This window comes from Paraburkholderia caledonica NBRC 102488, from assembly GCF_000685095.1.
Taxonomy (GTDB): Bacteria; Pseudomonadota; Gammaproteobacteria; order Burkholderiales; family Burkholderiaceae; genus Paraburkholderia; species Paraburkholderia caledonica.
Map to the genome: position 1 here is coordinate 70,140 of NZ_BAYE01000011.1, position 26,199 is coordinate 96,338.

General features: G+C 61.7%; 23 protein-coding genes and 1 pseudogene. 14 read left to right on the forward strand and 10 right to left on the reverse strand.

What is annotated here, in order from left to right; all coding sequences use genetic code 11:
- Positions 1–2: 2 nt before the first annotated feature.
- The 6 genes from BCA01S_RS21535 to BCA01S_RS21560 all read left to right on the forward strand — a co-directional run bounded on the left by BCA01S_RS21535 (position 3) and on the right by BCA01S_RS21560 (position 7,741).
- Entirely contained in the window at positions 3–1,898 is a 1,896-nt protein-coding gene (locus BCA01S_RS21535; RefSeq protein WP_027778697.1) for a TRAP transporter large permease, read from the forward strand.
- 19 nt (positions 1,899–1,917) lie between these two features.
- Positions 1,918–2,997 (forward strand): LacI family DNA-binding transcriptional regulator, encoded by a 1,080-nt coding sequence (locus BCA01S_RS21540; RefSeq protein ID WP_042319085.1) that lies wholly within the window; start codon positions 1,918–1,920, stop codon positions 2,995–2,997.
- Positions 2,998–3,001: 4 nt separating this feature from the next.
- Positions 3,002–4,009, forward strand: a complete 1,008-nt coding sequence (locus BCA01S_RS21545) for a hydroxyacid dehydrogenase (protein ID WP_027778699.1) — start codon at positions 3,002–3,004, stop codon at positions 4,007–4,009.
- Positions 4,006–4,821 carry an amidohydrolase family protein gene (locus tag BCA01S_RS21550; RefSeq protein WP_027778700.1) on the forward strand — a complete coding sequence of 272 codons (816 nt, stop codon included), beginning with the start codon at positions 4,006–4,008 and terminating at the stop codon, positions 4,819–4,821. The genes BCA01S_RS21545 and BCA01S_RS21550 overlap by 4 nt, the downstream gene beginning before the upstream one ends.
- Before the next feature lie 99 nt (positions 4,822–4,920).
- Positions 4,921–7,299 (forward strand): ATP-binding protein, encoded by a 2,379-nt coding sequence (locus tag BCA01S_RS35080; RefSeq protein ID WP_042319087.1) that lies wholly within the window; start codon positions 4,921–4,923, stop codon positions 7,297–7,299.
- Positions 7,300–7,303: 4 nt separating this feature from the next.
- Entirely contained in the window at positions 7,304–7,741 is a 438-nt protein-coding gene (locus tag BCA01S_RS21560; protein ID WP_027778701.1) for a response regulator, read from the forward strand.
- Between the two features lie 100 nt (positions 7,742–7,841).
- Here the strand turns inward: BCA01S_RS21560 and BCA01S_RS21565 are convergent, their stop codons facing one another.
- Together BCA01S_RS21565 and BCA01S_RS21570 are read right to left on the reverse strand one after the other, a co-directional pair.
- Complete coding sequence (locus tag BCA01S_RS21565; protein ID WP_027778702.1) at positions 7,842–9,515, reverse strand: sensor histidine kinase; 1,674 nt, start codon at positions 9,513–9,515, stop codon at positions 7,842–7,844.
- An 18-nt stretch (positions 9,516–9,533) separates the two neighbouring features.
- Positions 9,534–10,124: a biliverdin-producing heme oxygenase gene (locus tag BCA01S_RS21570; RefSeq protein WP_084166906.1), complete on the reverse strand. Its 591-nt coding sequence runs from the start codon at positions 10,122–10,124 to the stop codon at positions 9,534–9,536.
- Positions 10,125–10,380: 256 nt separating this feature from the next.
- On the opposite strand from BCA01S_RS21570, the gene BCA01S_RS38050 reads away from it, so the two are divergent.
- From BCA01S_RS38050 to BCA01S_RS35085, 3 genes are read left to right on the forward strand one after another with little or no spacing between them, the layout of a single operon-like run.
- Positions 10,381–10,548 (forward strand): hypothetical protein, encoded by a 168-nt coding sequence (locus BCA01S_RS38050; RefSeq protein ID WP_156955072.1) that lies wholly within the window; start codon positions 10,381–10,383, stop codon positions 10,546–10,548.
- On the forward strand, positions 10,548–11,570 hold the full coding sequence (tehA, locus tag BCA01S_RS21580; protein WP_042319089.1) for a dicarboxylate transporter/tellurite-resistance protein TehA: 1,023 nt from the start codon (positions 10,548–10,550) through the stop codon (positions 11,568–11,570). The genes BCA01S_RS38050 and tehA overlap by 1 nt, the downstream gene beginning before the upstream one ends.
- Positions 11,571–11,588: 18 nt before the next feature.
- The gene (locus BCA01S_RS35085; RefSeq protein ID WP_244146012.1) at positions 11,589–12,599 is read left to right on the forward strand and encodes a porin; all 1,011 of its coding nucleotides are present in this window, start codon (positions 11,589–11,591) and stop codon (positions 12,597–12,599) included.
- 110 nt (positions 12,600–12,709) lie between these two features.
- Here the strand turns inward: BCA01S_RS35085 and BCA01S_RS21590 are convergent.
- Positions 12,710–12,874, reverse strand: a pseudogene (locus BCA01S_RS21590) (STAS domain-containing protein); the annotation flags it as partial.
- A gap of 286 nt (positions 12,875–13,160) precedes the next feature.
- Between BCA01S_RS21590 and BCA01S_RS21600 the strand changes: the two are divergent.
- On the forward strand, positions 13,161–13,538 hold the full coding sequence (locus BCA01S_RS21600) for a YsnF/AvaK domain-containing protein (protein ID WP_244146013.1): 378 nt from the start codon (positions 13,161–13,163) through the stop codon (positions 13,536–13,538).
- An 89-nt stretch (positions 13,539–13,627) separates the two neighbouring features.
- A complete protein-coding gene (locus tag BCA01S_RS21605) occupies positions 13,628–14,500 on the forward strand; it encodes a YsnF/AvaK domain-containing protein (protein ID WP_027778707.1) in 873 nt (290 codons plus the stop codon).
- A 58-nt stretch (positions 14,501–14,558) separates the two neighbouring features.
- Here the strand turns inward: BCA01S_RS21605 and BCA01S_RS21610 are convergent, their stop codons facing one another.
- The 5 genes from BCA01S_RS21610 to coxB are packed head-to-tail and all read right to left on the reverse strand — an operon-like array spanning position 14,559 to position 20,087.
- The gene (locus tag BCA01S_RS21610; RefSeq protein WP_042319091.1) at positions 14,559–15,902 is read right to left on the reverse strand and encodes a c-type cytochrome; all 1,344 of its coding nucleotides are present in this window, start codon (positions 15,900–15,902) and stop codon (positions 14,559–14,561) included.
- 5 nt (positions 15,903–15,907) lie between these two features.
- Positions 15,908–16,411: a hypothetical protein gene (locus tag BCA01S_RS35090; protein ID WP_244146014.1), complete on the reverse strand. Its 504-nt coding sequence runs from the start codon at positions 16,409–16,411 to the stop codon at positions 15,908–15,910.
- Between the two features lie 7 nt (positions 16,412–16,418).
- Positions 16,419–17,018, reverse strand: a complete 600-nt coding sequence (locus tag BCA01S_RS21620; RefSeq protein ID WP_027778710.1) for a cytochrome c oxidase subunit 3 — start codon at positions 17,016–17,018, stop codon at positions 16,419–16,421.
- Positions 17,011–19,002, reverse strand: a complete 1,992-nt coding sequence (gene ctaD, locus BCA01S_RS21625) for a cytochrome c oxidase subunit I (RefSeq protein WP_027778711.1) — start codon at positions 19,000–19,002, stop codon at positions 17,011–17,013. Before ctaD ends, BCA01S_RS21620 begins: the two co-directional genes overlap by 8 nt.
- 26 nt (positions 19,003–19,028) lie before the next feature.
- Entirely contained in the window at positions 19,029–20,087 is a 1,059-nt protein-coding gene (coxB, locus tag BCA01S_RS21630) for a cytochrome c oxidase subunit II (protein WP_027778712.1), read from the reverse strand.
- 523 nt (positions 20,088–20,610) lie between these two features.
- Between coxB and BCA01S_RS37265 the strand changes: the two genes are divergently transcribed.
- The 3 genes from BCA01S_RS37265 (at position 20,611) to BCA01S_RS35100 (ending at position 24,414) form a co-directional block, all read left to right on the forward strand.
- A complete protein-coding gene (locus BCA01S_RS37265) occupies positions 20,611–21,855 on the forward strand; it encodes a sensor histidine kinase (protein ID WP_169740540.1) in 1,245 nt (414 codons plus the stop codon).
- A 342-nt stretch (positions 21,856–22,197) separates the two neighbouring features.
- Positions 22,198–24,027 carry a hybrid sensor histidine kinase/response regulator gene (locus BCA01S_RS21640; protein WP_084166902.1) on the forward strand — a complete coding sequence of 610 codons (1,830 nt, stop codon included), beginning with the start codon at positions 22,198–22,200 and terminating at the stop codon, positions 24,025–24,027.
- Positions 24,028–24,144: 117 nt separating this feature from the next.
- Positions 24,145–24,414, forward strand: a complete 270-nt coding sequence (locus BCA01S_RS35100) for a hypothetical protein (RefSeq protein WP_027778714.1) — start codon at positions 24,145–24,147, stop codon at positions 24,412–24,414.
- 56 nt (positions 24,415–24,470) lie between these two features.
- Here the strand turns inward: BCA01S_RS35100 and BCA01S_RS21650 are convergent, their stop codons facing one another.
- Positions 24,471–25,790 (reverse strand): epoxide hydrolase family protein, encoded by a 1,320-nt coding sequence (locus BCA01S_RS21650; RefSeq protein WP_027778715.1) that lies wholly within the window; start codon positions 25,788–25,790, stop codon positions 24,471–24,473.
- Between the two features lie 43 nt (positions 25,791–25,833).
- Entirely contained in the window at positions 25,834–26,193 is a 360-nt protein-coding gene (locus tag BCA01S_RS21655) for a BON domain-containing protein (protein ID WP_027778716.1), read from the reverse strand.
- Positions 26,194–26,199: the final 6 nt, after the last annotated feature.

A 26,199-nucleotide genomic window follows, 5' to 3' on the forward strand; every position in this document is an offset into this window, starting at 1 on the left:
TCATGACCACATTGTCCGCGACGCCCGGACCGGAAACGCAACTCGCCGCACCGGGCTTCGGTCATGAGACCGTGCTCGCGCGCGGCCTCGCCCGTCTCATGCGCTGGATCGAATACCTGTGCGCGGCGGTGCTCGCGGCCGATGTGCTCGTGGTGTTCCTCTCCGTGATCTACCGCTATTTCCTGCATGATCCTTTCGACTGGGCCGAGGAAGTCGCCGGCGCGCTGATGATCGTGCTGGTGTTCTTCGGCGCCGCCACGGTGCTTGCGCGCAGCCAGCACGTCGGCGTGGACCTGTTTCGCGGCATGTTGCCAAGACGCTGGCAACCCGCGCTCGTTCATGTGGGGCACTGGGTAATCGTTGGCGTCGCGGGGAATCTGTGCGTGTCGTCGTGCCTGCTGCTGGTCGATTCCTACGGTCAGATGACGCCGAGCGGCCTCCCCGCGTGGATCAACGTGTATCCACTCGTCATTGGCAGCGTATTCATGACGATCTTCGCGCTCGCGAACGCGGTGAACGGCGCGCGCAAGACCGTGCTGGGCACATTGATCGGCTGCCTGTTGCTCGCGGCGGCCGTGTTCGCATGGAACGCCTCCGTGCCCGCTCACGCGATCAAGCCCGGCTCGCTGCTGATAGCCGGCTTCATCGGCGCACTGGTGCTCGGCGTGCCGATCGGCTTCGTGCTCGCGTTCTCGGCGCTGCTGTATTTCATCGCGGACCCTTCGCTGCCGATGCTCGTCTACTCGCAACAAGTAATGGCCGGCACCGACCATTTCGTGCTGCTCGCCATTCCGTTCTTCGTGTTAGCCGGCCTGCTGATGGAAACCAATGGCATGTCGTCGCGCCTGATCGAACTGCTGCTGCGAATTTTCGGGCGCGTGCGCGGCGGCCTCGGGCTCATCACGATCATGGCGACGGCTTTCTTCTCCGGTGTGTCCGGTTCAAAGCTTGCGGATATCGCGGCCGTCGGCGGTGTCGTGATGCCGGCTGTGCGCCAGAGCAAGGAAGACCCGAACGAAGCCGCAGCGTTGCTCGCCTGCAGCGCCGTGATGGCCGAAACCATTCCGCCGTGCGTGAACATGATCATCATGGGCTTCGTCGCGAACATATCGATCGCGGGGCTGTTCCTCGCGGGCGTGGTGCCGGCAGCCGTCCTTGCCGTGGCGTTGGCGATCGTCGCGGTGATTTTCGGGCGCCGCATCAATCTCGCCGATGCGCTCACCAATCCGCGCGCGTGGATGCCGCTGCTCGGCGGCGCGCTGGTCGCGCTCGTCATGATCACCATGATCGGCAAGGGCGTGACGTCGGGTATCGCGACGTCGACCGAAGTGTCCGCATTCGCCGTGGTCTATGCGCTTATCGTCGGCTGGCTGGCCTTTCGCGAACTCACGCCGAAATCGGTTGCACGGGTATTCGTGCGCTCGGCATCGATGGCGAGCAGCATTCTGTTCATCGTCGCGGCGGCCTCCAGCGTGTCGTTCGCGCTGACCATCGAGCAGATTCCCGCGCTTGTCTCCGATTCGATGATCGCCTTCGCGCATCAATACGGCCCGACGATGTTCCTGCTGCTTTCCGTGCTGATCATGATCGTGTTCGGCGCGGTGCTCGAAGGCGCACCCGCGCTCATCATCTTCGGCCCGCTGCTTACTCCGATCGCCACGCAGCTCGGCATCAACCCGCTGCATTTCGGCACGGTGATCGTCGTCGCAATGGGCCTGGGTTTGTTCGCGCCGCCGGTCGGCCTGGGCCTGTTTGCAACATGCGCCATCACCGGCACGGAAATGAAGGCTGTGGCGCGTCCTATGCTCAAATATCTGCTGGTGCTGTGCATTGCACTGGTGGTGCTGGTTCTGGTGCCATCCTTTTCGTTGTGGTTGCCGACCCGGCTCGGCCTGTAGCCGGCAGATGCAAAACCTTATGAGCACCATTCAGGATGTCGCGCGCGAGGCCGGTGTATCCGTGAGCACGGTATCCAACGTACTCAACGGCCGCACGGACCAGATGCGCCAGGAAACGCTCGCGCGCGTGCAGGCCGCGATGAGTTCGCTGCAATATCGGCCGAGCACGCTCGCGCGTCAGCTCAAGACGGGACAGACGCCGCTCATCGGACTGCTCGTGCCGTCCATCGCCAATCCGATGTACGGCTATATCGCACGCGAGGTCGAAACGTACGCACAGGAGCGCTACGGCTACCGTGTGATGATCGGCAACACGTATCGCGATCCGGCGAAGGAAGCGTCGTTCTTCGAAGACCTGCTGTCGCAAGGCGTGCGGCGCGTGATCGTCATCTCGTCGCTTGCGAACGAGCGCCACCTGGAAACCGCCGTCGAACGCGGCATGGTTGTTGTCAGCTACGACCGCCGCGCGACCGAAGGTGAGACCACGCGCGTCGAACACGTCACGCCGGACAACTTCGAAGCAGCGCGCCTCGCGACGCGCCATCTGATCGCGCACGGCCACGCGCGGCTCGCCTTTGCAACGTTGACCGGCGTGACGATGAGCCGCCGCGACAAGATCAACGGGTTCCTCTCGGCAGCACAGGAGGCAGGGTTATCAGAGGAGGCGCGCGTGCTCGACAGCGGCCCGGTGAACGAATACGGCGATTCGATGATCGCTGAGAACGGTCGCGCGCTCGCGCGCCTGCTCTCGCAAGACGACGCGCGCCCGACCGGCATTGTCGCGGTCAACGACCTGATGGCGCTCGGCCTCATGGCAGGCCTGCGCGAGTGCGGACTGCGCGTGCCGGAAGACGTGTCGATCGTTGGCATGGACGGGCACTTCCTCGCGGCGATCTCGAACCCCGCGCTCACGACCGTGCAACTTCCGGTGCCGGCAATGGCCGCCGCGATGGTGGAGCGCGCGATGCGTCCGCACGACGAACCCATGCCCGCATCGGAGCAGGCGCTGTTCACGGACATCACGCTCGTGGAGCGCGAATCGGTCGCACGCCCGGGCAAAACCGCGGCGAAAGCGAAGCAAGCCAGAAAGACAGGATAAGGACATGAACAAGGTATTCGTGAGTCATCCCCGGCACATGCTGGACCATTACTTCGGCACGCGCGCGGCGGCGGCGCTCGCGAAGTTCGCCGACGTCACGTACAACCCCGAAGATCGCGAACTGACGCTGACTGAACTCGCTGGTGCCGCGCGCGAGGCCGATGTCATCATCGCTTACCGACAAACGCCGGCGCCGCGCGCGTTGTTCGAAGCGCTGCCGAAGCTGGCCGCCTTCGTGCGCTGCGCGGTGGATATCCGTACGGTCGATGTAGATGCCGCGAGCGAACTCGGCGTGCTCGTCACGCAGGCGAGCGCTGGCTTCATACCGGCCGTGTCCGAGTGGGTGATCGGCGCGATGCTCGATCTCGCGCGAGGAACGACCGCGTATGCGGCGGCGTATCACCGGCATGAAGCGCCTGCTCCGAAGATGGGCCGCGAGTTGCGCGGCAGCACGTTTGGCGTGATCGGGTATGGGCAGATATCGCGCTACCTGTGCCCTCTCGCGTCGGCCTTCGGCATGCGCGTGATCGTGTCCGATCCGTATGCGACGATCGACGACACGCACGTGCAGCAAGTCGGCCTGGACGATCTGCTCGCCGAGTCGGACTTCGTCGTCTGCCTTGCGCCCGCCACGCCGCAGACTGCGAACCTGATGAATGCGCAGACCTTCGCGACGATGAAAGCGGGCGCGTACTTCATCAACGCGGCCCGCGGCGAACTGGTCGACGACGCCGCTCTGCTCGCCGCGCTGCAGCGTGGTCATCTGGCAGGATGCGCGCTCGACGTAGGCCGCGCGGCGGATCAGATGCCATCGCCTGAGTTGGCGGCCCATTGTCGCGTGATCGCGACGCCGCACATTGGCGGACTGACGCCGGGCGCCATCGAGCATCAATCGATGGAAACGGTCGCGCAAACCGAAGCACTGTTTCAGGGCCGCATGCCTGCGGGCGCCGTGAATGCGGCGCACGCGTATCGCGTCTCGGGATTCGCCATGCCGACGGACGCGCGATGATCCCTCCAATCGATTTCGAAGGCGCGTGCGATTGCCATATCCACGTGTACGAGGCAGGCTACCCGCTAGCGGCAAGCGCAACCTTCACGCCGCCGCCGGCACCTGCTTCGGCATATCGCGAAGTGCAGCGGGGGCTCGGTTTGTCGCGCGCGATCGTCGTGCAGCCGACGGGGTACGGCTTCGACAACCGCTGCACGCTCGCGGCCATCGCTCAATTGGGCGACGGTGCGCGCGGCGTCGCGGTCGTGCCGCCCGACGTCAGCGATGACGAATTGCAGCGCCTGCACGATGCCGGCATACGTGGCGTGCGTTTCATGATGCTGTCGGGCGGCGTGCTGCCGTGGAGTGTGCTCAAGGACATGTCGGCGCGCATCGCACCGATGGGATGGAATATCAACCTGCAACTCGACGGACACACGCTGCCTGCTCATGAAGCGATGCTGGCGAGCTTGCCGTCGAATCTGGTTATCGATCATCTCGGCAAGTTTCTCGCGCCCGTCACACCGGAAAGCGAAGGCTTCGCGTCGTTGTGCCGCCTGCTCGATGGTCCGCGTTGCTGGATCAAGCTGTCCGCGCCCTACGAAAGTTCGCGCAACGGCTCGCCTGATTTCGACGACGTGTCGTGGCTCGTGCGCACGCTTTCAACCCGATTTCCGGAGCGCGGCGTGTGGGCGTCGAATTGGCCGCATCCCAACGTAAAGCCCGTGCCCGACGACGCGCGCATGCTCGACTGGACGATGCGGCTAACGGAAAGCGACGAAGTTCGCCGCAAGATGCTTGTAGACAATCCGGCTGAGTTGTACGGGTTTTAGGCGAATTCCAGACGCGCCGGGCCCATACATTTCGATCTGCAGTGCAGGATCCGATGAAACGAATATGCGAAAATATAGCACACCGTTTGCGGAGCAAGCATGGCAGAACTGCCCTATTCCGGTTCATCGGCAGCTGAGGTCGACTGCGCGCGAGAACCCATTCATATCCCAGGCGGCATCCAGCCGCACGGCTTTCTGTTCAGCATTACCCCAGACGGAACGTTGTTGCAGGTCAGCGCCAACATCGCGAGCCTGACAGGCTCGCCGGCGGAGAACACACTGGGCGGCTCGATCGCGAGCATTCTCGGCGAAGAATGGGCGGCCCGCATCGTCAACGGGCTCGCCTCGCAGGTCGATGACGGCATCCCGCTTTATATCGGTTCGATGAGCGATCCGCGCGGTGAAGAAGCATCCGGGCGGCCATCACCCTTCGCCGTTATCGTGCATCGCTACCAGGGTGTCGCGATCGTCGAACTCGAGCCGGCGCTGGGAACCGGCGACGTGTTTTCGTCGATGTATCCGCTCGTGCGCACATTCATCAACCGCCTTGAAGAGGCGAACAATATTGAGTGTCTCGCGCAGCTCGCTGCCGACGAAGTGCATCGCATCACCGGTTACGGGCGAACTCTGGTCTACAGCTTCGACGAAGCCGGTATCGGTCACGTGATCGCAGAACACGTCGAACCGGGGTACGCGTCTTACATCGACCAGCATTTTCCGGGCTCGGACATTCCGGCACAGGCGCGTGCGCTGTATGTACGCAATCGCATCCGCTTGATCGCGGACGCCGGATATCAGCCCGCGCCGCTCGTGCCGTCCTTGCACCCGTCGACAGGCAAGCCCACCGATCTGACCTACGCTTCGCTGCGAAGCGTATCTCCTGTGCATGTGCAGTACATGAAGAACATGGACACGATGTCGTCCATGTCCATGTCCATCGTGGTTCGCGGAAAGCTGTGGGGCTTGATCTCCTGTCATCACGATAGCGGGCGCGTTCCGCCTTTCGAGGTACGCACCGCGTGCGAACACATTGCACAAGTGCTGTCGCTGCAGGTCGAAGCGAAAGAAGATCACGCGGAAGCCGCATACCGACTCGAATTGCGCCGCACCCTCACGCGGCTTCTCGGTGCAATGGCAGATGCGGACAGTTTTACCGACGCGCTCGTCAACGATCCTGGCGATTTCCTTGGACTGACCGCATCAGACGGCGCAGCAATCGTCGTTGACGGTCGAGTGCTGCTCATCGGTAGCACGCCATCCGAGGCGGATGTCGGGAAACTCGTCGAATGGCTGGATACCAAGTTTCAGGAGACGTTCGAAACCGACGCACTCGCGTTCACCTGTCCGGTCGTGCCAGCCAATCCAGATTATGCCGGCCTGCTGTCCGTATCGATTTCGACGTTGTTCCGGAATTACGTGCTGTGGTTCCGCAAGGAAGCCATTCAGACAATCAAATGGGCGGGCGATCCGCGAGAGAAGCTCGCAAGTCTTTCGCCTTCGCTGTCTCCGCGCAAGAGTTTCGACGTCTGGACGGACACGGTACGCGACCGCTCGCTCGCATGGCGCCCTGCCGAACTGGAGATTGCTTCGGAATTCCGGACCGCCTTGCTCGGCATCGTGCTGCGCCGGGCCGAGGAACTCGGACAACTGGCTCACGAACTCGGACGTGCGAACGAGGAATTGCAAGGGTTCTCCTATACGGTATCGCACGATTTGCGGGCGCCTCTTCGGCACATCGCCAGCTTCGCGGATCTGCTGCGTCAGATGGAAAGCGGCGCGCTGTCCGAGCGCGGCCGACACTTTCTCGAACGGATCATTTCATCGGCGAAATTTGGCGGCGAGCTAGTGGACGACCTGCTGGCGTTCTCGCAGATGAGCCGCACGGCGCTGCGTCCGCAACTGATCGACGTGAAGGAACTGGTCGAGTCCTTGATCGCCGACGAACTCAAGCACGCGTCCGAGCGCAACATCACCTGGCACGTGGGCGACCTCGGCCAGATTACGGCCGACCCTGTGCTGATTCACGTCGTGCTGCGCAATCTGATCGAGAACGCCGTCAAGTTCACCGCGACGCGCGATCCCGCTGTAATCGAAATCGGCCGTTACGCAGGAGAAGATTCACTGGCCGGCCACGACGTATTCTTCGTGAAAGACAACGGTGTCGGTTTCGACATGCTCTACGTCGGCAAACTTTTCGAAGTCTTCCAGCGCCTGCATCGCATCGAAGAATTTGGCGGAACCGGTATCGGCCTCGCGACCGTGAAGCGAATCGTCGAACGTCATGGCGGTGAGGCGTGGGCGTTCGGCGAAGTGGACAAAGGGGCAACCGTGACATTCTCACTACCCCGTTCGCTTGCGGCTGTTGCAACGGGGAACGAAGAATCGCCGGCGGTATCCGCGGCACGCCCAGACAACTTGCTGGCGCACAACCGGACGCGGTCTGACCGAAGAGCTGAAACGAAGATGAAAGGAGAATGAACGCGTGCTAAAACCAATTTTGCTGGTTGAAGACAATCCCAACGACATCGAACTGACGCTGATCGCGCTGGAAAAAACGCGGCTTGCGAATCCGGTCGTGTCATTGCGCGACGGAGAAGAGGCGTTGCAATACCTTCGCCGTCAGGGACAGTGGGCGGACCGAGGTGCCGAGATCCCGGCGGTCATTCTGCTGGACAAGAAGTTGCCGAAGGTAGACGGTCACGAGGTGCTAAAAACCGTACGCGCCGACGAAGATCTCAGGCGCATTCCGGTGGTGATGCTTACCTCATCGCGCGAAGAAAGCGATCTGCTGCGCAGCTACGATCTGGGCGTGAACGCCTATGTGGTGAAGCCCGTTCAGTTCGAAGACTTCATGGACGCCATCAAAGACCTTGGCGTGTTCTGGGCCGTACTCAACGAACCGCCGCCTCTTCCGCGCTGATGCATACATCGCCCGTATGCGTGTCATGCACGCTCAACGCGTGGCTGACAGTGCGGTTCACGCACGCTGTCCATGGCGAGCCAAAGAGGCGCTGCACGGCTTAGCGATACACAGGCAGGCGGATACGGAAAGCGGCGCCATGCCCGAGGCCGGCGCTTTCGGCGAAGATCGTGCCGTTATGCAGGTCGACCAGGTTATTCACCAGCCACAAGCCTAAGCCGAGCCCGGCAACGCGTCCGGAACCATTGCCGGCGAACTGCTGGAAGCGTTCGAAAATCTGCTTGAGCGATCTTTCATCCAGGCCCACGCCGGTATCGCGTACCACGAGTTCGACATGTTCTGCGCCGGTTGTGACGGATAGCTGGATGAATCCGGTCGGACAAAACTTCAGCGCGTTCGACAACAGGTTCCACACAACCTGCTTCATGCGACTTTCATCGGCGAGCACGGTGACCGATGCGAGATCGTCGGCGACGAGACGCAAGCCTTTTGCCTCGACGTCCATGCGCATGTCTTCCGCGACGTTGCCCGCGAGCGCACCCAGATCGACCGGGCTCAGATTGACCGACAGCTTGCCCGTAACAATGGCGCCGCTATCGAGCAGATCGTCGACCATATGTGCGAGTTGCCGCGCGTTGCGGCTGATAACGCCAGCGGCGCGCGGCGCTACCTGCGCAGCGTCTTTCGTGCGCTCGAGCAAATGAGTCCAGGATACGATCGCGGCGAGCGGCGAGCGCAATTCATGACTGACTGTCGTGACGAAATGGTCCATCGCCGTGGCGAGGCGCTCGCTCTCCTCACGTGCCCGCTTTTCCGACAACGCGATTTGCTGCTGCTCCAGCTCGGCTTCTTTTCGGGTCGTGATGTCGAGGGTAAATCCAATGACCGAATTGAGCGCGCCGTCGGCCAGGAATCGTCCCACGCCGCGCACCAAGATCCAGCGGATGGAACCAGTCGCCCAGCCGACGCGGAAATCCACTTCGAAATGCTCCCGGCTGGCGAAGGCGCGATTCATTTCATCGCGCAAACGGACACTGTCTTCCGGATGCGCGATCTCGCCGAAGAGTCGCTGCTCGGTCAGCACCGAACTGTGCGACAGACCCAGGTTCTCCTTGCACTGATCCGTGCAGTCGATGAGCATCGTGTGCGGGTCCAATTCCCACGCACCGAGTTGTGAAAACGCAAGCGCGAGTTGAAAGCGTTCTTCGTTCTCGCGCAACTGCTCTGTTGCTTCCTTCGCCAGCAACAGACGCAACTGCGCCTGCGAACGGAGCTTCGCGCGCTCCCGCTGATTTCGCTCGTATTCGTCGAGACGGTCGGTGACTTCGCTCACGCGCAAAGCGATATCGCCACCTCTTTGCGCCGAGTCCAGCAAGGAAGCCTTGATTTTCCAGTAACGTGGCGCAAGCTGCGCGGAAGAGCCATCCGGGTCTGAAGCAGCGGCGCGCGCCGCATCCTGAGCGCGCCGCGGACTCTCGTAGCGGAACAACGCCGACCACTTCGGCTCGCCAGGCGCGAGGTCGAGCAGCACGCTATCCAGCCACGAGCGCCGGGCCTCGCGCTGCTCCTGGGGACCGAACTGGTTGACCTCATAAATCGATTTGCCCAACAGGTCACTCGACGATTGGCTCACCAGTTCGCAATAACGTGCATTGGCAAGCTGTATTTCGTAGTGCCGGTTGAGAATCAGATAAGCCTCGGGTAGCAGGTCGAAAACCGACGCCGCGTCGAGCGGGGGCGACGGCGTTGGACCGTCCTCCTGGAAGCGATTCATTACGTGTGTCGCCCGCGGTTATTCGCCGCCCGCGGAGGTGGCCATGGCGGGACGCGGCGCGAGTTCGATGAGGTGGTCAAACGCGTCGCAGGCGCCGCGGCACGCTTCTTCGATACTGGCTTGAGTTTGCATATCGACATCGGCGCACATTGCGCGAACGAACGCCGGCCAACGCACACCGAGTGCCTCGCGGCCCGCCTTGAGGTATCCGAGAGGATGAGGCGCGAGCCGTTCTTTCAGGCGTTCGTATAAAACCGCGCCGCCCAACTGCGAACCTTCGATCACATAGCACACGCCCCAACGATAAGCGGCGCTCTTGCTGCCGGTCCAGTGACGCGTACTACTTACTTCCTGGGCACCAGCGCGATCTTCCGGTTTTACCGATACGTGAGCCAGATCCATGTCGATCAACGCGACGCGATTACGGGCTGGGACCAGCGCCCCTGCTTGAGGTCCATCGCTGAAATGCGCTAGCCAGGCCTCGAGTTGTACGAGCCATTCGCGAAGAATGACCAGATGCGCGACGTAATCGCGGAGCGCGACACTGTCGACCGACAGCGGCATCAGGAGGTGAGTCGACTCGTGGCGTTGCGAAGTTGCTGCACGCAAAGCGGTGAGCACCTTGGGCGGGCCACTAGCTGTACCCGTGGGCTGGCGGGCGATGTCGGATTTTGGGGTCAACGTGCTGGCGAAAACTGGAAAATAGCTGAAGCGAATGACGGGAGGAGGCTTGACGAGACGCTGCGTGCGATGGGCGCCGCGCAGGAAACGCGTGCCATTACAACTGGGCGTACCGCATCAAATGATCAGTTGGAAGAGGGGCTAATGTCAAGCGCGCAACGCGCGCACCGCGCCGAACGCTCGAATGAAACGCATGATCCAAACTAAACCGCAAGCTGCGCATCTTGAGACGATTGCGCAATTTGTTGAGCGCGGCCAGCGTTCTGCGTTTGCGGGGCCGGTTCTACAGTACGTCATCGATCGCGCGAAGCCGGAACAGTCTAGCGCGACGCAACTCCTGGAGGATCGGTGATGGACACCAGTCGTGGCTCAGTACCCGTTGCATTCTTCGGTATCGCGGTGGGCGCTTTGGCGCTCGCCAATCTGTGGCGCGTGGCGATCAGGCTGTGGCACTTGCCGCCCGCCATTGGAACGTTGACGACGGTAGCCGCGTTAGTCGTGTGGCTCGCAATTCTCGTCGCCTACGGGCTGAAGTGGCTGACCCGCACTGCCGAGGCTCGTGAGGAAATGCAGCATCCGGTGCAGTCGTCGTTCGCGGCGCTCGCGCCCGTGTCGAGCATGCTGGCCGCGCAGCTTTTGCAGCCGCACGCATATCGCCTCGCACTCGCGCTGTTCGGTGTGGCCGTGGTCGCGCAACTGGCACTCGGCGTGTATCTGCATGGACGACTCTGGCAAGGCGGACGCAAGCCGGAACTCGTCACGCCGACCATTTACCTGCCGACCGTGGCGCCGGGTTTCGTCGCGGGCACAGCGGCGGCGGCCTTCGGTTTTCATCAGCTGGGCGGCCTCTTTTTCGGTGCGGGCTTGCTGTCCTGGCTTGCCATCGAATCGCTGATTCTGCATCGTGCAGCCGTGCATGAACCGCTGCCTGAAGCACTGCGTCCCACGCTCGGCATCCAGCTCGCGCCGCCGGTGGTGGGTGGCGTGAGTTACCTCAGCTTGACGAGCGGCACGCCTGATCTGTTCGCGCTGATCCTGCTCGGATATGGGGTTTATCAAGGACTGTTGCTGTTGCGGTTGCTGCCGTGGATTCGTCAACAGGCTTTCGTGCCTGGTTACTGGGCCTTCAGCTTCGGTGTAGCCGCTTTACCGACGATGGCGCTGCGTATGGTCGAACGAGGCACCGCAGGAGCCGTTGAATGGGCTGCACCGGCTCTGTTCATTCTGGCCAACGTGATCATCGCGATTCTGGCCGTCAAGACGCTCGCGTTGCTGGTGCGGGGCAAGCTGATTCCGCCGGCCGCGGCGCCAGTTGCAGGCGCTCAATCGGCACTGCAAACACCCGCGGATTTGCGAGTGACGCGGGCGAGCTAACCTGAAGGCGATGCTCCGTTGCTGACGTGTCGGTACCCCGCACCGTTGCAACCGGACGATGCAAAGAACGACAACGAAGTCGCAATGGGCGTCGGCCCGATCACCGGCAGCCGCTGGGGCCTGAAGGGTAATGAGGATCTGGGCGGCGGTCTATCCGCGGTCTTCCGGCTCGAGAACGGCTTCAATCTCTGGAACGGTCAGCTCGCGAGCTCCGGCACGCTCTTCAACCGGATGGCCTACGTCGGCTTGTCCAGCAACAAGTACGGCACGGTCACGTTCGGCCGCCAGAACACGCCGCTGTTCGATCAGCTCGGCAACGTGTACGACCCGCTGACGGTTGGCAACTACGATCAGGATGGATGGCTGCCGGGCGCACTCGGTTATGGTCTGCGTCAGAACAACTCGGTTAAGTACAGCGGGCAGTTCGGCGGTTTGAATGTAGAAGCCATGTACGGTTTCGGTGGCGTGGCTGGCTGCACCGGCGCGAACAACATGTACGGCCTGACGGCGTCGTACACATATGGCGGCCTGTCGCTCGACGCGGGCTACCAGCAGAACAGCGACGCGAACAACCGCAAGTTCAACGTAGTCAACGTGAGCGCGGTCTACGCATTCAGCACGGTCAAGGCATACGCCGGCTGGCTGCACGCGCAGGACAACACCGGCATGGTCGACCTCTTCATGGCGGCGGCGAACTCGCCGGCAGCGGCCTGGACAACGCCGGTGGCCAACACCAATCGTATCGACGACGGCTTCTACCTCGGCACCACGTGGCAAATCACGCCGCCGCTGCTGCTGACCGCCGCGGCCTATTACGACCATTCGCGCAATGCGCTGAACGCGGATCAAACCACGCTGAGCCGCGGCACCCGCTACTCGGGCGTACTGCTTGCCGAGTACTCGCTGTCCAAGCGCACTGAAGTGTATGGAACGGTCGACTTCATTCGCGGCACCGGTGCGGCCACCGCCGACTTCCCCGGCCGCAACAACCAGACCGGCGTTGCCGTGGGCCTGCGCAACATCTTCTGACGCCCGGTCCGCTCCCGGCAGGCCAGTGAAGCTGGGCATGGCTGCTCATGTACCGGGTTTCACTGCCTGCATGATGGCGGTGACGTGAACACTCAATCCTTCGCCAGAAACCCCATCAGCCGTGCCGCCGCAACAATCTTGAGCAGATGCTGCGCGACCAGCGTGTCGACGGTCGGCACGCCTGTGATATCTATGATCGCGGTCGCCGCCTCGTTTTCGACGATGTAGTCGAGCAGACTCTCGTATTGCCCTACCAGGCGGGTGCGTTCCCCGTCCCGCCGACACGGCATGCCCCTTGCGGCCTCAAACGTTGCGGCGCTGCATGACGTGGCGCCGGTTCACCTCGCCGGTAGACGCCAGAGAATCTTCCGACACAAGCAGCCACGTGCCATGCATGGTCGCCGTGCTTCACCTCAAGGTGTCCCTTTCTAACTGAACGTCCGCTTCGCCCGGAGGCAACTGATGGACATGCCCGAATCGGCCAAATCCACGTCGCAATCCGCTGATCGCGCGGACACGTCTGACGCAAGCAATACGTCCGACGAATTGCGCCTCACTGCCGTGCAAGAAAAACTGCAGGTCGATGTCGACAGAATCGAGACCGGTTCAGTCCGGGTCCGCAAAGTCATTCAGGAGGAGACGAAGCCGGTTTCCGTGACCTTGCGCCAGGAGCACGTTGAAGTTCGGCGCGTGCCGGTCAATCGGCCTGTCGATGACCGCTATGCGCCGCGGCAGGAAGGCGACACGCTCATCATTCCGGTCTTCGAGTACGTGCCGGTAGTAAAAATGCAACTCATGTTGAAGGAAGAGGTGCACATAACAACCGTCGAATCACAGCATGAAGCAGTTCGCGAATTCACTTTGAAGTCCGAAGAATTAGTCATTGAGCGGCGTGAAGGCACGGATGGCGAGTGGAAACCCGAAACGGGCACCGAGTAGCGCGTCCTGGGAACGGTCGTTGCGCGACAGCCGGGACGCGTTCCATTTGGACTTGCGTAGGCCTGGTCAACTCTTTTGGGAGATCTGCAATGACTCACACTATCATCGGCGTATTCGATTCATTCGCGCGGGCGGAAGCCGCAAAAATCCGCCTGGAAACTGAAGGCGTTGCAGCTGCGAACATGGCCGTGCATGCTCAGGACGCAGGGCTCGGCGCGTCCGCCACAACCGATACGGGCCTCGGGACAACACCGGTTTCCTCGACAGACGCCACGGGCCAGGAGCACGAAGGCGCGATGGGACGCATCGAACATTTTTTCAAACGGCTCTTCGGTGACGACGACCGTCCGGAAGAAGCCGGCCACTATCAGGAAGCGGTACGTCGCGGCGGTGCATTGCTGTCTGTGGATGTGAATGACGAATCGTCGGTGGAGAGAGTGCAAGAGGCGTTGTACGCCGCCGGTGCTGTCGACATCGATTCGCGCGTTGCACAATGGCGCGGCGCGGGCTATACCGGATACGACCGCAACGCGCCCGCCTACACGAGCGAGGAAATAGCAGCCGAACGCAAGGCGTTTCCAGTCGTACAGGAGTCGCTCCAAGTCGGCAAACGCGAAGTCTCGACGGGAGGCGTACGTGTTTATTCGCGCGTCACCGAAACGCCCGTGAGCGAAGCGGTTACCCTGCGCGAGGAGCACGCCACGATAGAACGGCGCGCGGTGGACCGCCCCGCGACTACGGCCGACCTGACCGAGAGTTCTGTCGAGGTTCGCGAAACTGCGGAGCAGGCCGTCGTCGCGAAGACAGCTAGAGTCGTTGAGGAAGTGGTGGTTGGCAAGGAGTCGAGCAGTCGCACTGAAACTGTCAACGACACAGTCCGCGGTACCGAAGTCGAAGTTGAGCGAGTGGAAGGAACCGACAAGACCACGCGGCTCGACGAAGTTGGGAACAAGCCCATCTAATTTCAGGGAACGGTGAGGCCGATTGCGAAAGAGAGCGTTCGAACCGGCCTTGCCTGCTTCACTTCTGGATCTTGCTGCGCACAGTCGAGACGTCGCGCGTTGCAACCGGCCGTGCCTCGTTACCCCACGCAGTACGCACGAAGCTCAAGACCCTGGCGATCTCTCTGTCGGTGAACTGATTCCTGAACGCCGGCATCTCGCGATGTATTGGTCCATTCTCCGTCTGCGGACTGGTGCCGCCCTCAAGAACGAGCCGGATCAACGACGACGTGTCCGACGCGAGTACTGCCGGATTGCCCGCCAGCGCGGGGAATTTGTGTGATTCCCCGCGCCCGTCGGCTTGATGACACTTCGCGCAAAACGACATGTAGAGTCCAGCCCCGGGGCGCTCTATCTCACCCGCCTTCAACGACACAGCCGTCTCCTGTAACTTCTGCGTGTCCGGCATGTAAGCACCGGAGCTCTGCCGCGCGGGGAGGCTCTTCAGATATCGTGCGACCGCGTTCAGGTCGTCGTCGCTGAAGTATTGCCCGCTGTCCTCGACCACTTCCACCATGCTGCCAAACGTCACGACATGCACATCCACGCCGTGGCCGGACTTGAGAAAAGAGGCGATGTCACGCGGCGATAGACGCCCTAGTCCGGAACCCGGGTCCCCGGTGAGGTTAGGCGCGAACCAGTGATCGTTCGTTCCGCCTGTCAGGTACAGCTTCGACGACTCGTCGTAGCCGCGCTCCTCGAACCCGGGGCCACGAGGCGTGTGACATGCGCCGCAGTGGCCGAGCGATTGCACGATGTAGGCGCCTCGATTCCATAGCGCGTCGCGTTTGCCGTCCGGAACGAAGCGCTCGTGCCGCACGAATGCGAAATCCCAGAAGACGAGGCCCCAGCGCTGACTGAACGGGAACGGCAATTTCGTTTCAGGCGGCCGGTGCGCGACCGGCTGCACGCCATGCATGAAGTACGCGTAGAGGGCGTGCATATCCGAGTCGTTGATCTTCGTGAACGACGCATACGGCATGGCCGGGTAGAGCCGCTTGCCGCCGGGCGCCACGCCGTCGCGCAGCGCGCGCTCGAAGTCGGCATAGCTGTAGCGGCCGATTCCGGTTTGCGGGTCGGGCGTGATGTTGGTCGAATAGATGGTGCCGAACGGCGAGCCCATCGGGAGGCCGCCGGCGAACGGCGCGCCTTGCTTCGGCACCGTATGGCAGCCGGCGCAGTCACCGAGCTTCGCGAGATAGGCGCCACGTGAAATCAGCGCGGGGTCCGACAGTGCAACTTCATCGTCGACGCTGGGCGAAGCTGGCTGCGCAAGACTGCGTGCGCACAGCCCCGCCACCATCGTCATGGCGAGCGTCAAAGCGAAGGCGGTGCACGCGGCGCGCGGCCGGATCCGTTTCATATCAGTCATCGCCACGCGGTGCACGGTGAGACGAGCAGTACGGCCAATCCTGCCGTGACCAGGCCGACGAGAAAGAGCACGCTGAGTATGAGCGCTGCCATCGCGAGAAAACGGGTTCTTCCCGCTGTTGTGTCGGACACGGAAGCAGCAGAATCGGGGCGCGCGCCGCGCGCTATGCGCCAGCTTCGCCAGGCCACCCACACACCCGCGATACCGACCAGCAGCGCGACGATACTCATCGCGTTCAATGCCGGCATGAGCCACGACCATTGAGGCGCGGGGAGCGCACGCCGATGCGGGTAACACGCCTGAGCGGCGAGCGTCTCGCCAACTTCCGTCTGCAACCCCCATGCTGCGGCCGCGCCCAACAGACCGAACAGCATCATCAGCGCCCCGCCGCGCCGTGGGTAGGGATTCAGACGGTCGGATCTGCGGCCGGCGCCTTGCCGCGCGGTCGCCGGGTCCGGCTCGCCCGGCGGCTTCTGATAAAGCTCTGCGGCTAACATCATCGCGCTCCTAGAAAAGAAAAGGCGTGACGTACAGCGTGGTAAAAATAAAGAGCCAGACGACATCGACGAAATGCCAGTACAGGCCGCCGATTCTCAGCGCAGCACAACGCTTTTCGTCGAAGTAACCGAGCGCCGTCCAGCCGAGCAGACAAGACAGCACGACAAGTCCGACGAGCACGTGGATCACGTGAAAGCCTGTGATCGTGAAGTAAAGCGATCCGTAAAGATGCGTTGCGATGCCGTACGGGTGGTCGTGCCACTCTTTCATCTGAATGGCGACGAAGACGACGCCGAGAACGATCGCCAATGCCATCGACGCCACCGCCCAGCGAATTCTGCGCCGGCGCACCAGGCGCTCGCACAACCACACGAACAGGCTGCTCGACAGCAGAACGCACGTATTGAGCGCCCCGATGCCGATCTTGGGCAGCCCTTCCGGCGGCCAGTGCATCTCGGTCTGCGAGCCGAGATACAGATACGAAAAGATCAGATAACCAAAGAGCGACGCTTCGGTGGCGACCGTCGCCATCATGCCCCACCAGCCGCTCGATAATTTTCCGGCGCTGCCGACAGGAAGAACCGGCACGTTATCCGTCAGCTCACTCATGACCGGCTCCCGCATCCCGCACCGGCTCCGGCTCGCGCTGTATCAGCAATCGTTCGGGCCACAGCCATACGAGAATCGCCGCGCCGCACGCAGCCACCATGGCCCCCGCAAAGATCCAGGTGCGCAGCAGCATGGCAACGAACAGCAGCGCACTGAACAAGCCGAGCAAAAACGGCGCGTAGGAATCGGTCGGCATCTTAAGGATGATGTCGGGCCTGGCATCGAGCGGTGTCGTGCCGAGCGCCTCACGGCCATGATCGAGCAGGAACCCTTCATCGAGCTTCGAGTTGCCGCCCTCTCCAATCCGGTCTTCCCACAGCGGATTGCGGCTCGCCACGACGGGCACGACAGCGAAGTTGTAGGGTGGTGGCGGCGACGGGACGGACCATTCGAGCGACGCGCCGTCCCAGGGATTGTCGCCTGCCGGTGCACCGCGCCGCAGGCTCACGGCCATGTCGATCAGAAAGATGAGAATGCCAATGGCGAATACGAATGAGCCGATGGTCGTGATCATGTTCGTCGTGTCCCATCCCATGTTTGCCGGGTAGGTATAGACCCGACGCGGCATGCCGAGGAGGCCCGAGATGTGCATCGGGAAAAAGCCGACGTTGAAACCGACAAAGGTGACCCAGAACGACAGCTTGCCGAGCCGCTCACTGGTCATCCGGCCGGTGAACTTGGGAAACCAGTAATAGATGCCCCCGAGCACGGGAAATACGTTGATGCCGAGCAGCACGTAGTGCAGGTGAGCCACGACGAAGTAGGTGTCGGTCAGCTGCCAGTCGAATGGCACCGCCGCTGTCATCACACCGGAGACGCCGCCAATCACGAACATGAGCACGAAGCCCGCGAAAAACAGGAACGGCACGCGATAGACCGGTCGCCCAAGCCAGATCGTTGCAATCCATGCGAAGGTGGCGACGGCGCTTGGGATCGAGATGAGCGTGCTTGCGGCGCCAAAGAAAGCCAGCGCGAGTGGCCCGATTCCCGTCGCGAACATGTGATGAATCCAGACCACGAATCCGATCATCATCGTGGCGACGGTCGAAATCGCAACGGGTGTGTAGCCAACGAGTGGCCGGCGGCAAAACGTCGGCAGTGCATCGGAAACGATGCCCATTGCCGGCAACACCACGACATATACCCACGGATGAGCGAACATCCAGAACATGTGCTGCCATAACATCGGCCGGCCGCCGTGGGTGACATCGAAGAAGTGCGTGCCGATCTGCCGGTCCAGCCACAGCATGAGAAACGCGAGACTGACCGATGGCACCGCCACCAGGTTAGCCGCCGATGCAGTCAACGTGCCCCAGACCAGAATGGGCAACCGGTCGATCGACATTCCCGGTGCACGCATGCGCAGTAGCGTGACGACGAAGTTGACCGATCCAACCGTTGTCGACACACCGAGCAGCACCATGCCGAGCGCGTAGACGTCGATGTTCGGTCCGGTGTTGTATTCGAGATTCGCGAGCGGCACATAATTGAACCAGCCGGCATTGGGAGCCTGACCGAGTGGAAAGCTCGCATAAAGAAAAATGCCCGCGAAGAGGAAGACCCAGAACGACAGCGCGTTAAGACGGGGAAATGCCATGTCCCGCGCACCGAGCACGAGCGGCCACAGGTAGTTCGAAAAGCCGGACAACACAGGCAGTGCGTACAAAAAGATCATCGTGATGCCGTGCATCGTGAAAAGCTGGTCGTACTGCTCCGGCGACAGCAGATGTGCGTTCGGCCGCGCAAGCTGTACGCGCATGATGAGCGCCTCGATGCCCCCGGCGATCAGAAAGACAAAAGCCGTGACAATGTAGCGCAAGCCGATTTGCTTATGGTCCACCGTCGAGAGCCAGCCGCGCCAGCCGGGTTCGCTTTCCCACAGTTCGCGCAGGCGCTGCTCGCGCGGCGAACCTTGCGGCATGCGGCCGATTTCCGGTCGGCGTGCGAGCCGCAGGTCGGGCGTATCGGGTGCAAGGTCGGCCATGTTCTTCCTTGTCGGATGGGGGCGCTTCAGCGGAGCGTCGCGAGATAGGCGGAGAGCGCAGCGGCATCCTGCACTTCTAGCGTAAAGCTGGGCATCAGCGAATCGGGTTTTATCTGCTGGGCGTGCTCGATCCAGTCGAGCAGGTGCGTCGGAGTATTGGTCAATGTGCCGGCTGCAAGCTGCTGGCGCGAGCCCACATGAGTAAGGTCCGGGGCCTGCGCACCGGCTGCGTCGCTACCCCGTACCGCATGACAGCCTGCGCAGCGATCCATGAAAATCTTCTGACCGTCTCGCACCTGGCCGCCGGCCGGGAGAGCCGCCTGACGGATCTGCGCGCTCTGCCAGGCATCGAAATCCGCCTGCGGCTGTGCAATGACGTCGAACGCCATATGGGCATGCTGCGGGCCGCAAAATTGCGTGCACTGACCACGGTAGACGCCTGGCGCATCCGCCTCTATCCATTGCGTGTTGACCTGCCCCGGAATTGCCTGGGTCTTGCCGGCAAGGCGTGGGACCCAGAACGCGTGGATCACGTCCGCGCTTTTCAGACTGATTTTGACCGGCACGCCCACGGGAATGTGGATCTCGTTGGCTGTCACGAAATGGTTCGCCGGCTCGGTGTCGTCCCCGTAGTCGATCTTCCACCACCAGTCGTAGGCGGTGACGGTGATAGTCAGGCCCGGTGTCAGCGAAGGTTGCGCGACTGCCTCCAACGTAACGAGCGTGTAGAAGAGCGACACCAGCAACGCGACCGTAGACACGCCCACGCCGATGTAGATCCACGCCATTCCACCACCTTCCTTGCCCAGCACTCGCTGCGCGGTCGGCGGGCGCCGCCGCAAAAGTGCGCCCGCCAGCAGAACCGCAATGATGACGACAACCGCGATGCACATGGCAGTCAGACCCCAGCCAAGATGCATGGTCGGTGTCGCCGCGGGGCCGGCCGAATGCAGGAAGTATTCGAGCGGCGCATCGGCGTGCGCAAGCGGCGCGGAAGTAAGCGCCGTTAGAAGTGCGAGCTTGAACCCGCTGACGTGCCATCGATGCAGGCGTCCGACAGGGAAATCGCTGACCGTCTGACTCATCTTTGTTCTCCGGCCCCGCACTAAGCCGACTCGCAGGCGGTTATATCCTTACATGTGCATTGCGGTTGTCGGAGCGAACCCCGCGCGTTACGTGTCACGACGTGATGTATTGCAAAATTCTTGCCTGGCACCGCAAGCAGGCTCTTGCGCCGTGGCTGCTCTGGGCAAGCGCTTGCTTCTGCCTTCGCATGAGGTGACCAGTACATGAAGCGCTTGTAAAAACCGTCGGGCGATGTAACTTCGATGAAGCATGCGCTCATCGCACGAACCATAGACGTTCGTCGTCGCGAACACCCGAGTTCCGATAGCACGAAATAAAATGTAAGGATTTGATCGATGCCGCCAGTGTTCGCCGCATCTCGACGCGTCTCGATGTTGGATCATTGGCTAACGTTGAGCCTGGCGATGCCGGGCAAGACACGGACTCGCATTCCCACTATGTACGTCGCGGACCGGCATCTCCAAAAGGAATATGCCCGCCAGTGCGTGCACGTTACTTTCAAACGAAGCTGAAGAGGAACCCGTGAACAGGTCGATTCACCGAGTCATCATATTGACTGCCGTGCTCAGTTCAAGTATCGACTGCGGCGCGGTGGCAGTTGCTTCGCAACATGTCGGCCTGACACGATCGGACTCATCGTATGCGCCGCAGGCGAGCCCTGTGCCTGCGAGGTTTCAACAAGCTGACGTGGGAAAGCGCTCATATTCCCCGCTATTGACGTCGATCTCTGCGGCGCCGCCCGCTGTGGTGGTTGTGGAACGGCCAACGCTGGTTGATCTCTGGCGGGACCAAGGTGAAGCTGGGGGCGCCCAAGCCTGGTTCCCCGTTCCAGGCTATCGATATTGGAACCGCCAAACCATTTCGCCGGATGACGCGTTCCCATTCGAAAATGCGCCCACCTATCTGCGTTGGGACTGTATTGCGTTCCCGGCATGGTCGATTGTCTTTCTATCTATTGGTCTCGGATTAGCAGCAAGCTGGGCAATTGGGCGGCCCCTACGCAGTCTTTCGACAGCGTTTAGCAAGGTTGGCGGCGAATACCGTCCCCACGAAATCATTCCGGAAAGAGGTTCGAAGGAGTTGCGGCGACTGGCGCGAACATCCAATGAATTGCTCGCTCGGCGCATCGACTCACGTGCGGAGCAATCGTCCACGCTCGTGGCCCTGCAACTTCATCTCGAATCGCACGCAGCCCGACTGCGTGAACGAGCCCTTCAGGTGAAGGAATGGCACAAGCGCGTCGCGCTCGTAGAGGACATCGACCTGTTCTCGCATCTTGCCAGGCAGTTCGTCGAAGGGACTCAGCCTTCCACCGGGCCGCAGACCGATCTGTCCGTGGAAGCATTCATCCACGATCGATTCGTAATGACCAGTTCGCTGGAGGCCATCCTGTTCGTCTGCACGTTCGAAGCGGGCGCAGAATTCAAGCTGCCGCGCCCGGTTCTCGAGCGCGTCATGTTCAATCTGGTCGACAACGCGCAGGACCACGGAATTCCGCCGATCGAAATTAAAACCTCGCAAACCCGAGCCGAGTGGATCCTGAGCATAAGGGACCACGGTGCAGGCATCACGCAGTCAGGATTGGCAGATGCAACCGCAGCATTCGTACGCCTGGGCAGCGCCGATGATAGCCGACGCCATTGGGGACTAGGGCTGGCTCTGGTCAAAAAACTCGTGGCAAGCGCAGGGGGCCATCTCATTCTTGGCAATCATCCCGGCGGCGGGCTGATAGCGCGCCTGGTGTTCCCAAAAAGCGAACGGACATAGCCGACACGCTCTCGTCGGCTGGCGGAATCGGAATCACGGCACGCCGGCACCCTGCGGCCAAATCAGGGCAGCCGCGGAGCACCGGAGAGCTTCCGTCGGGAAGACTCCCGGCTGAGCCCCATGCGGACCACGCGCTCGACTGCCTAACATCCCGGAGCGCTGGCGCAACTCTTGCGACGGCTAATATGGCACAGGCTTCAAGAGCCCCGCGTGACAAACCGCTGACAGGGCGCTGCCCGGTAAAAACACAAAATGACTAAGTTCGCACCGTCCCCCCGGGACGTTTCGGGAGAGGAATCTTTCCAACTTCTCGTCGCAGGCGTTAGGGATTACGCGATTTTCATGCTGGACGCAGAAGGTTTTATCAAAACGTGGAATGCAGGCGCCCAACGCTTCAAAGGCTATGCTCCCAGGGAAATTCTGGGTCAGCACTTTTCCGTTTTTTACACAGAGAGTGACCGGGCTGGCGGCCGCCCGGAGTTCGCGCTGCGAACTGCGCGCGACGAAGGTAAGTTCGAGGACGAAGGCTGGCGGGTCCGAAAGGACGGCAGCCAGTTCTGGGCGAGCGTGGTAATCGATCCGCTGCGTGACGATTCCGGCAAGCTCATCGGCTTCGCCAAAATCACACGCGACATCACGGACCGGAAGATGGCCCAGGAAGCGTTGCGTGAAAGCGAGGAGCAGTTCCGGCTGCTGGTTCAGGGCGTCACGGACTACGCGATCTACATGCTTTCGCCAGCCGGCGAGGTGACTAACTGGAATGTCGGCGCGGAACGGATCAAGGGTTACACGCGCGAGGAAATTCTCGGCAAACACTTCTCGTGCTTCTATACAGAGGAGGATCGCGCGAGCGGCCTGCCTGCGCTGACACTGTCGACCGCCGCCGCGGAGGGCCGAGCGGAGCGCGAAGGATGGCGGGTCCGCAAGGACGGCTCGCGGTTCTGGGCTCACGTGGTGGTGGATGCAATCCGCAACGGCGCGGGCGAGCTCGTGGGTTTTGCGAAAGTGACGCGCGACGTCACGGAACGCAAACAGGCGGCGGAGGCTCTCGAGCGCGCCAACGCCGCACTTTTCCAGTCACAGAAGATGGAATCGCTGGGCCAGTTGACCGGCGGCGTCGCGCACGACTTCAACAACCTGCTCGCAGTCATGTCGAACGGACTCGATGTGCTGTCGCTGCGCGTACAGGACCACGCCGATCTCAAGATGCTGGAAACCATGCAACGCGCAGTGGCCCGGGGCGCGACGCTGACACAGCAGTTGCTCTCGTTTGCGCGCCAGCAGCCGCTCAAGGTCGAAAGATGCAATCTGAACGCGGTGATCCGCGGTTTTGAAGCGGTTCTTCGCCGCGCGGGAAACAGCACGATCGAACTGGAGATCAGGCCAGAGCCGCAGCCGCGGCCCGTGCTGCTCGACGTAGCCCGCTTCGAGGCCGCGCTGCTGAATCTGATCGTCAATGCGCGCGACGCAATGCCCGCAGGCGGAAAGATCGCGATTACCGTTAAAAACGTCGAAGTCCGCGAAGGCACGGTTGGCACGCTCGTCGAGGGCCCGTATGTCAAGGTCTCCGTGGCAGACACCGGCTCGGGGATGCCGCCAGAGGTTGCGGAGCGCGCGTTCGAACCGTTCTTTACCACCAAGGAGGTCGGCAAGGGCACCGGTCTCGGTCTAAGCCAGGTGTACGGCTTTATCTCGCAGTCTGGCGGCGACGTGCTCATTCGCAGCGAACCGGACATGGGCACGGTCGTCAGCATGTATCTGCCGATAGCGAAAAGCGCATCGGGCGACGCGGACTCTCTAGCCGGCCCGACGCTCGATACGGTGCTGGTCGTGGAGGACGAGCCCGATTTACTGGATGCGACGGCGGCGCTCTTCCGCAGCCTCGGATACGAAGTACTGACCGCGAGCAACGGCGCTGAAGCGATGAACGCGTTGGGTCGTCGCGACGATATCCGCGTTTTGTTCACCGATGTCGTGATGCCCAAGGGAATCGATGGCATCCAGCTCGCGCGTTCAACGCGCGATCGCCATCCCGAGATCAGGATCGTGCTTGCATCGGGGTATCCTCTGCCCGCCCTCAAGGCACAGCACGGCAATCTCGACGACTTCGCGTTTATTCATAAACCTTATCGGCTGGCCGATCTCGTGCGAACGCTGGGCATGGCGACGTAGCCGCAGATCCTGTTGCCGGTTGCATGATATGGCCGTACTGTTGACGCACGCATTACGCGGCGCAACCACCGCAACAAAATCAAACCGCTGATCTGACATGACCTTCCGGAGGAAAACATGGCAAACGTCGAACAATTCAAGGACGACCTGGAAAATAACGCTGACGGCCTGGTGGGCGGAAGCCGGGGCGACTTCATGGAAGCGGTGGGCGAGGCCGTCTATGCCCGCGTCGAAAGCCACCAGCTGGACGGCATCATTTCAGCGTATCTGACGCTGCAGGAGGTGCTCGATGAGAACGCGGACAACCTGGACGACGAGGCCGACGAGGCGATCCAGAACGCTACCGACGAATTTAATGAAACGGTCGGCAAGATCCTCGGTGTGTAGTCGTCGGCGAGGCGTGGCCGCGCGTTGCGGTCATTCATGAATCGGCAGGCGCCAGATCAGCGCAACGACGAAAAGCTTGCGCGAATTTCCTGCGTGAATATCTGCGGCTGTTCCCAAGCCGCGAAGTGGCCGCCCTTGGGAAGGCGGTTGTAATGCATCAGCTTTGGGTAAGCCTGTTCCGTCCAACTGCGCGGCGCGGCGTAAATCTCGTCGGGAAAGACGCTCACGGCGACCGGAATCGGTACATGTTTCGGCGCGAAAAAATTCAACTTGTTCTCCCAGTACAGCCGCGCCGACGAGATCGCCGTGCCCGTCAGCCAGTAAAGCGTGACGTTGTCCAGAACGTCGTCGCGTGTCAGCCCTTCCGGCTGTCCGTCGAAAACGCGCGCGATCATCGCCTGGCTGCTCGCGTCGTGATCCAGCATCCATGCAGCAGAACCGATTGGCGAGTCTTCGATACCGTAGAGCGTTTGCGGACGGTTCGCCATTTCGAGCGCATACCCCAGCCCATGCTTGTAGAAGAAATCGAGCTGGTCGAAGGCATGCTTTTCGTCGTCTGACAGATTGGCCGGCGCAGGCTTGCCGTATTTCAACGCATCGGCGATGTCGTCCGGAACAGTGGCCGGCATATTCGTATGGATCGCAAGCAAACCGGGCGGCGTCAGCAGCGCCATCTGCTCGGTCACGGCATTGCCCCAGTCGCCGCCCTGCGCGACATAACGTGTGTAGCCGAGCCGCTGCATGAGCACGACCCATGCACGCGCTATACGCCCAGGATCCCAGCCGGTCGTCGTCGGTTTGCCCGAAAAACCATACCCCGGCAACGACGGAATCACGACATGGAACGCGTCTGAGGCCGTGCCACCATAAGCGGTCGGGTTCGTTAGCGGATCGATGATCTTCATTTGCTCGATGATGGAACCCGGCCAACCATGCGTGACGATCATCGGCATCGCGTTCGCGTGCCTGGACCGCACGTGGACGAAATGAATGTCGAGTCCGTCGATTTCGGTGATGAACTGCGGCTGGGCGTTGAGTTTTGCTTCGACCTTTCGCCAGTCGTAGTCAGTAGTCCAGTAGCGCGCGAGGCGCTGCATCGTCACGAGCTGCACGCCTTGAGTGGCGTCGGAGACAGTTTCGCGCGTGGGCCACTTCGTCGCCTTGATGCGCCGTCGCAAGTCGGCAAGCTGCGCGTCCGACGCGTGAACGCGAAGCGGACGCAGCGCAGTCTTGTCGCCGCCGCCCGGCTGCGAAGTGCTCGTGATCGACGTATCGGCAAACGACAACCGTGGCGCTGAAACTGCAGCGACGACGGCTGCCGCCGCACTGATGAACCTACGGCGCGAAGAGACTTCCGGAAGAAGATCGTCTGACATGCCAACTCCTTCGAACGCATTGCTACTCGAGCGCATGCGGCCTTCAATTCCCGGGCTCGGATACAGTGAGCTCATTGTTCACGTGGCTGACACCTGTAACCTTCGAAGCAGCCGCTTGTGCGGAGTCGATCTGCGACTGATCCGGTGCGGTGCCCGTCAGCGTGACCGTGCTGCCGTGCGCCAGCACGTTGATGTGCGAAGAGTTCAGCCCCTTCACCTTCGTCAGCGACTGACGCACTGTGTGGCTTAGCGCGCGATTCTCGGCTCGCATCTGCTTCTTGCTGGTGCCGCCGGTACTGGCAGCCGATGAGTCGGCAGCCCACGCGGTGCCAACGCCGATAAGGGAAGTCGCAGTGAATGCCGTTGCCGCCGCCACGGTGAGGATGATTGCTCTGGTTTGCATGCCTGA

Excerpts from the sequence above, each read along its gene's own strand:
- BCA01S_RS21535 (WP_027778697.1), top strand. The coding sequence starts at position 3 with ATGACCACATTGTCCGCGACGCCCGGACCGGAAACGCAACTCGCCGCA.
- BCA01S_RS21540 (WP_042319085.1), top strand. The coding sequence starts at position 1,918 with ATGAGCACCATTCAGGATGTCGCGCGCGAGGCCGGTGTATCCGTGAGC.
- BCA01S_RS21545 (WP_027778699.1), top strand. The coding sequence starts at position 3,002 with ATGAACAAGGTATTCGTGAGTCATCCCCGGCACATGCTGGACCATTAC.
- BCA01S_RS21550 (WP_027778700.1), top strand. The coding sequence starts at position 4,006 with ATGATCCCTCCAATCGATTTCGAAGGCGCGTGCGATTGCCATATCCAC.
- BCA01S_RS35080 (WP_042319087.1), top strand. The coding sequence starts at position 4,921 with ATGGCAGAACTGCCCTATTCCGGTTCATCGGCAGCTGAGGTCGACTGC.
- BCA01S_RS21565 (WP_027778702.1), bottom strand. The coding sequence starts at position 9,515 with ATGAATCGCTTCCAGGAGGACGGTCCAACGCCGTCGCCCCCGCTCGAC.
- BCA01S_RS38050 (WP_156955072.1), top strand. The coding sequence starts at position 10,381 with ATGAAACGCATGATCCAAACTAAACCGCAAGCTGCGCATCTTGAGACG.
- tehA (WP_042319089.1), top strand. The coding sequence starts at position 10,548 with ATGGACACCAGTCGTGGCTCAGTACCCGTTGCATTCTTCGGTATCGCG.
- BCA01S_RS21605 (WP_027778707.1), top strand. The coding sequence starts at position 13,628 with ATGACTCACACTATCATCGGCGTATTCGATTCATTCGCGCGGGCGGAA.
- BCA01S_RS21610 (WP_042319091.1), bottom strand. The coding sequence starts at position 15,902 with ATGAAACGGATCCGGCCGCGCGCCGCGTGCACCGCCTTCGCTTTGACG.
- BCA01S_RS35090 (WP_244146014.1), bottom strand. The coding sequence starts at position 16,411 with ATGATGTTAGCCGCAGAGCTTTATCAGAAGCCGCCGGGCGAGCCGGAC.
- BCA01S_RS21620 (WP_027778710.1), bottom strand. The coding sequence starts at position 17,018 with ATGAGTGAGCTGACGGATAACGTGCCGGTTCTTCCTGTCGGCAGCGCC.
- ctaD (WP_027778711.1), bottom strand. The coding sequence starts at position 19,002 with ATGGCCGACCTTGCACCCGATACGCCCGACCTGCGGCTCGCACGCCGA.
- coxB (WP_027778712.1), bottom strand. The coding sequence starts at position 20,087 with ATGAGTCAGACGGTCAGCGATTTCCCTGTCGGACGCCTGCATCGATGG.
- BCA01S_RS21640 (WP_084166902.1), top strand. The coding sequence starts at position 22,198 with ATGCTGGACGCAGAAGGTTTTATCAAAACGTGGAATGCAGGCGCCCAA.
- BCA01S_RS35100 (WP_027778714.1), top strand. The coding sequence starts at position 24,145 with ATGGCAAACGTCGAACAATTCAAGGACGACCTGGAAAATAACGCTGAC.
- BCA01S_RS21650 (WP_027778715.1), bottom strand. The coding sequence starts at position 25,790 with ATGTCAGACGATCTTCTTCCGGAAGTCTCTTCGCGCCGTAGGTTCATC.
- BCA01S_RS21655 (WP_027778716.1), bottom strand. The coding sequence starts at position 26,193 with ATGCAAACCAGAGCAATCATCCTCACCGTGGCGGCGGCAACGGCATTC.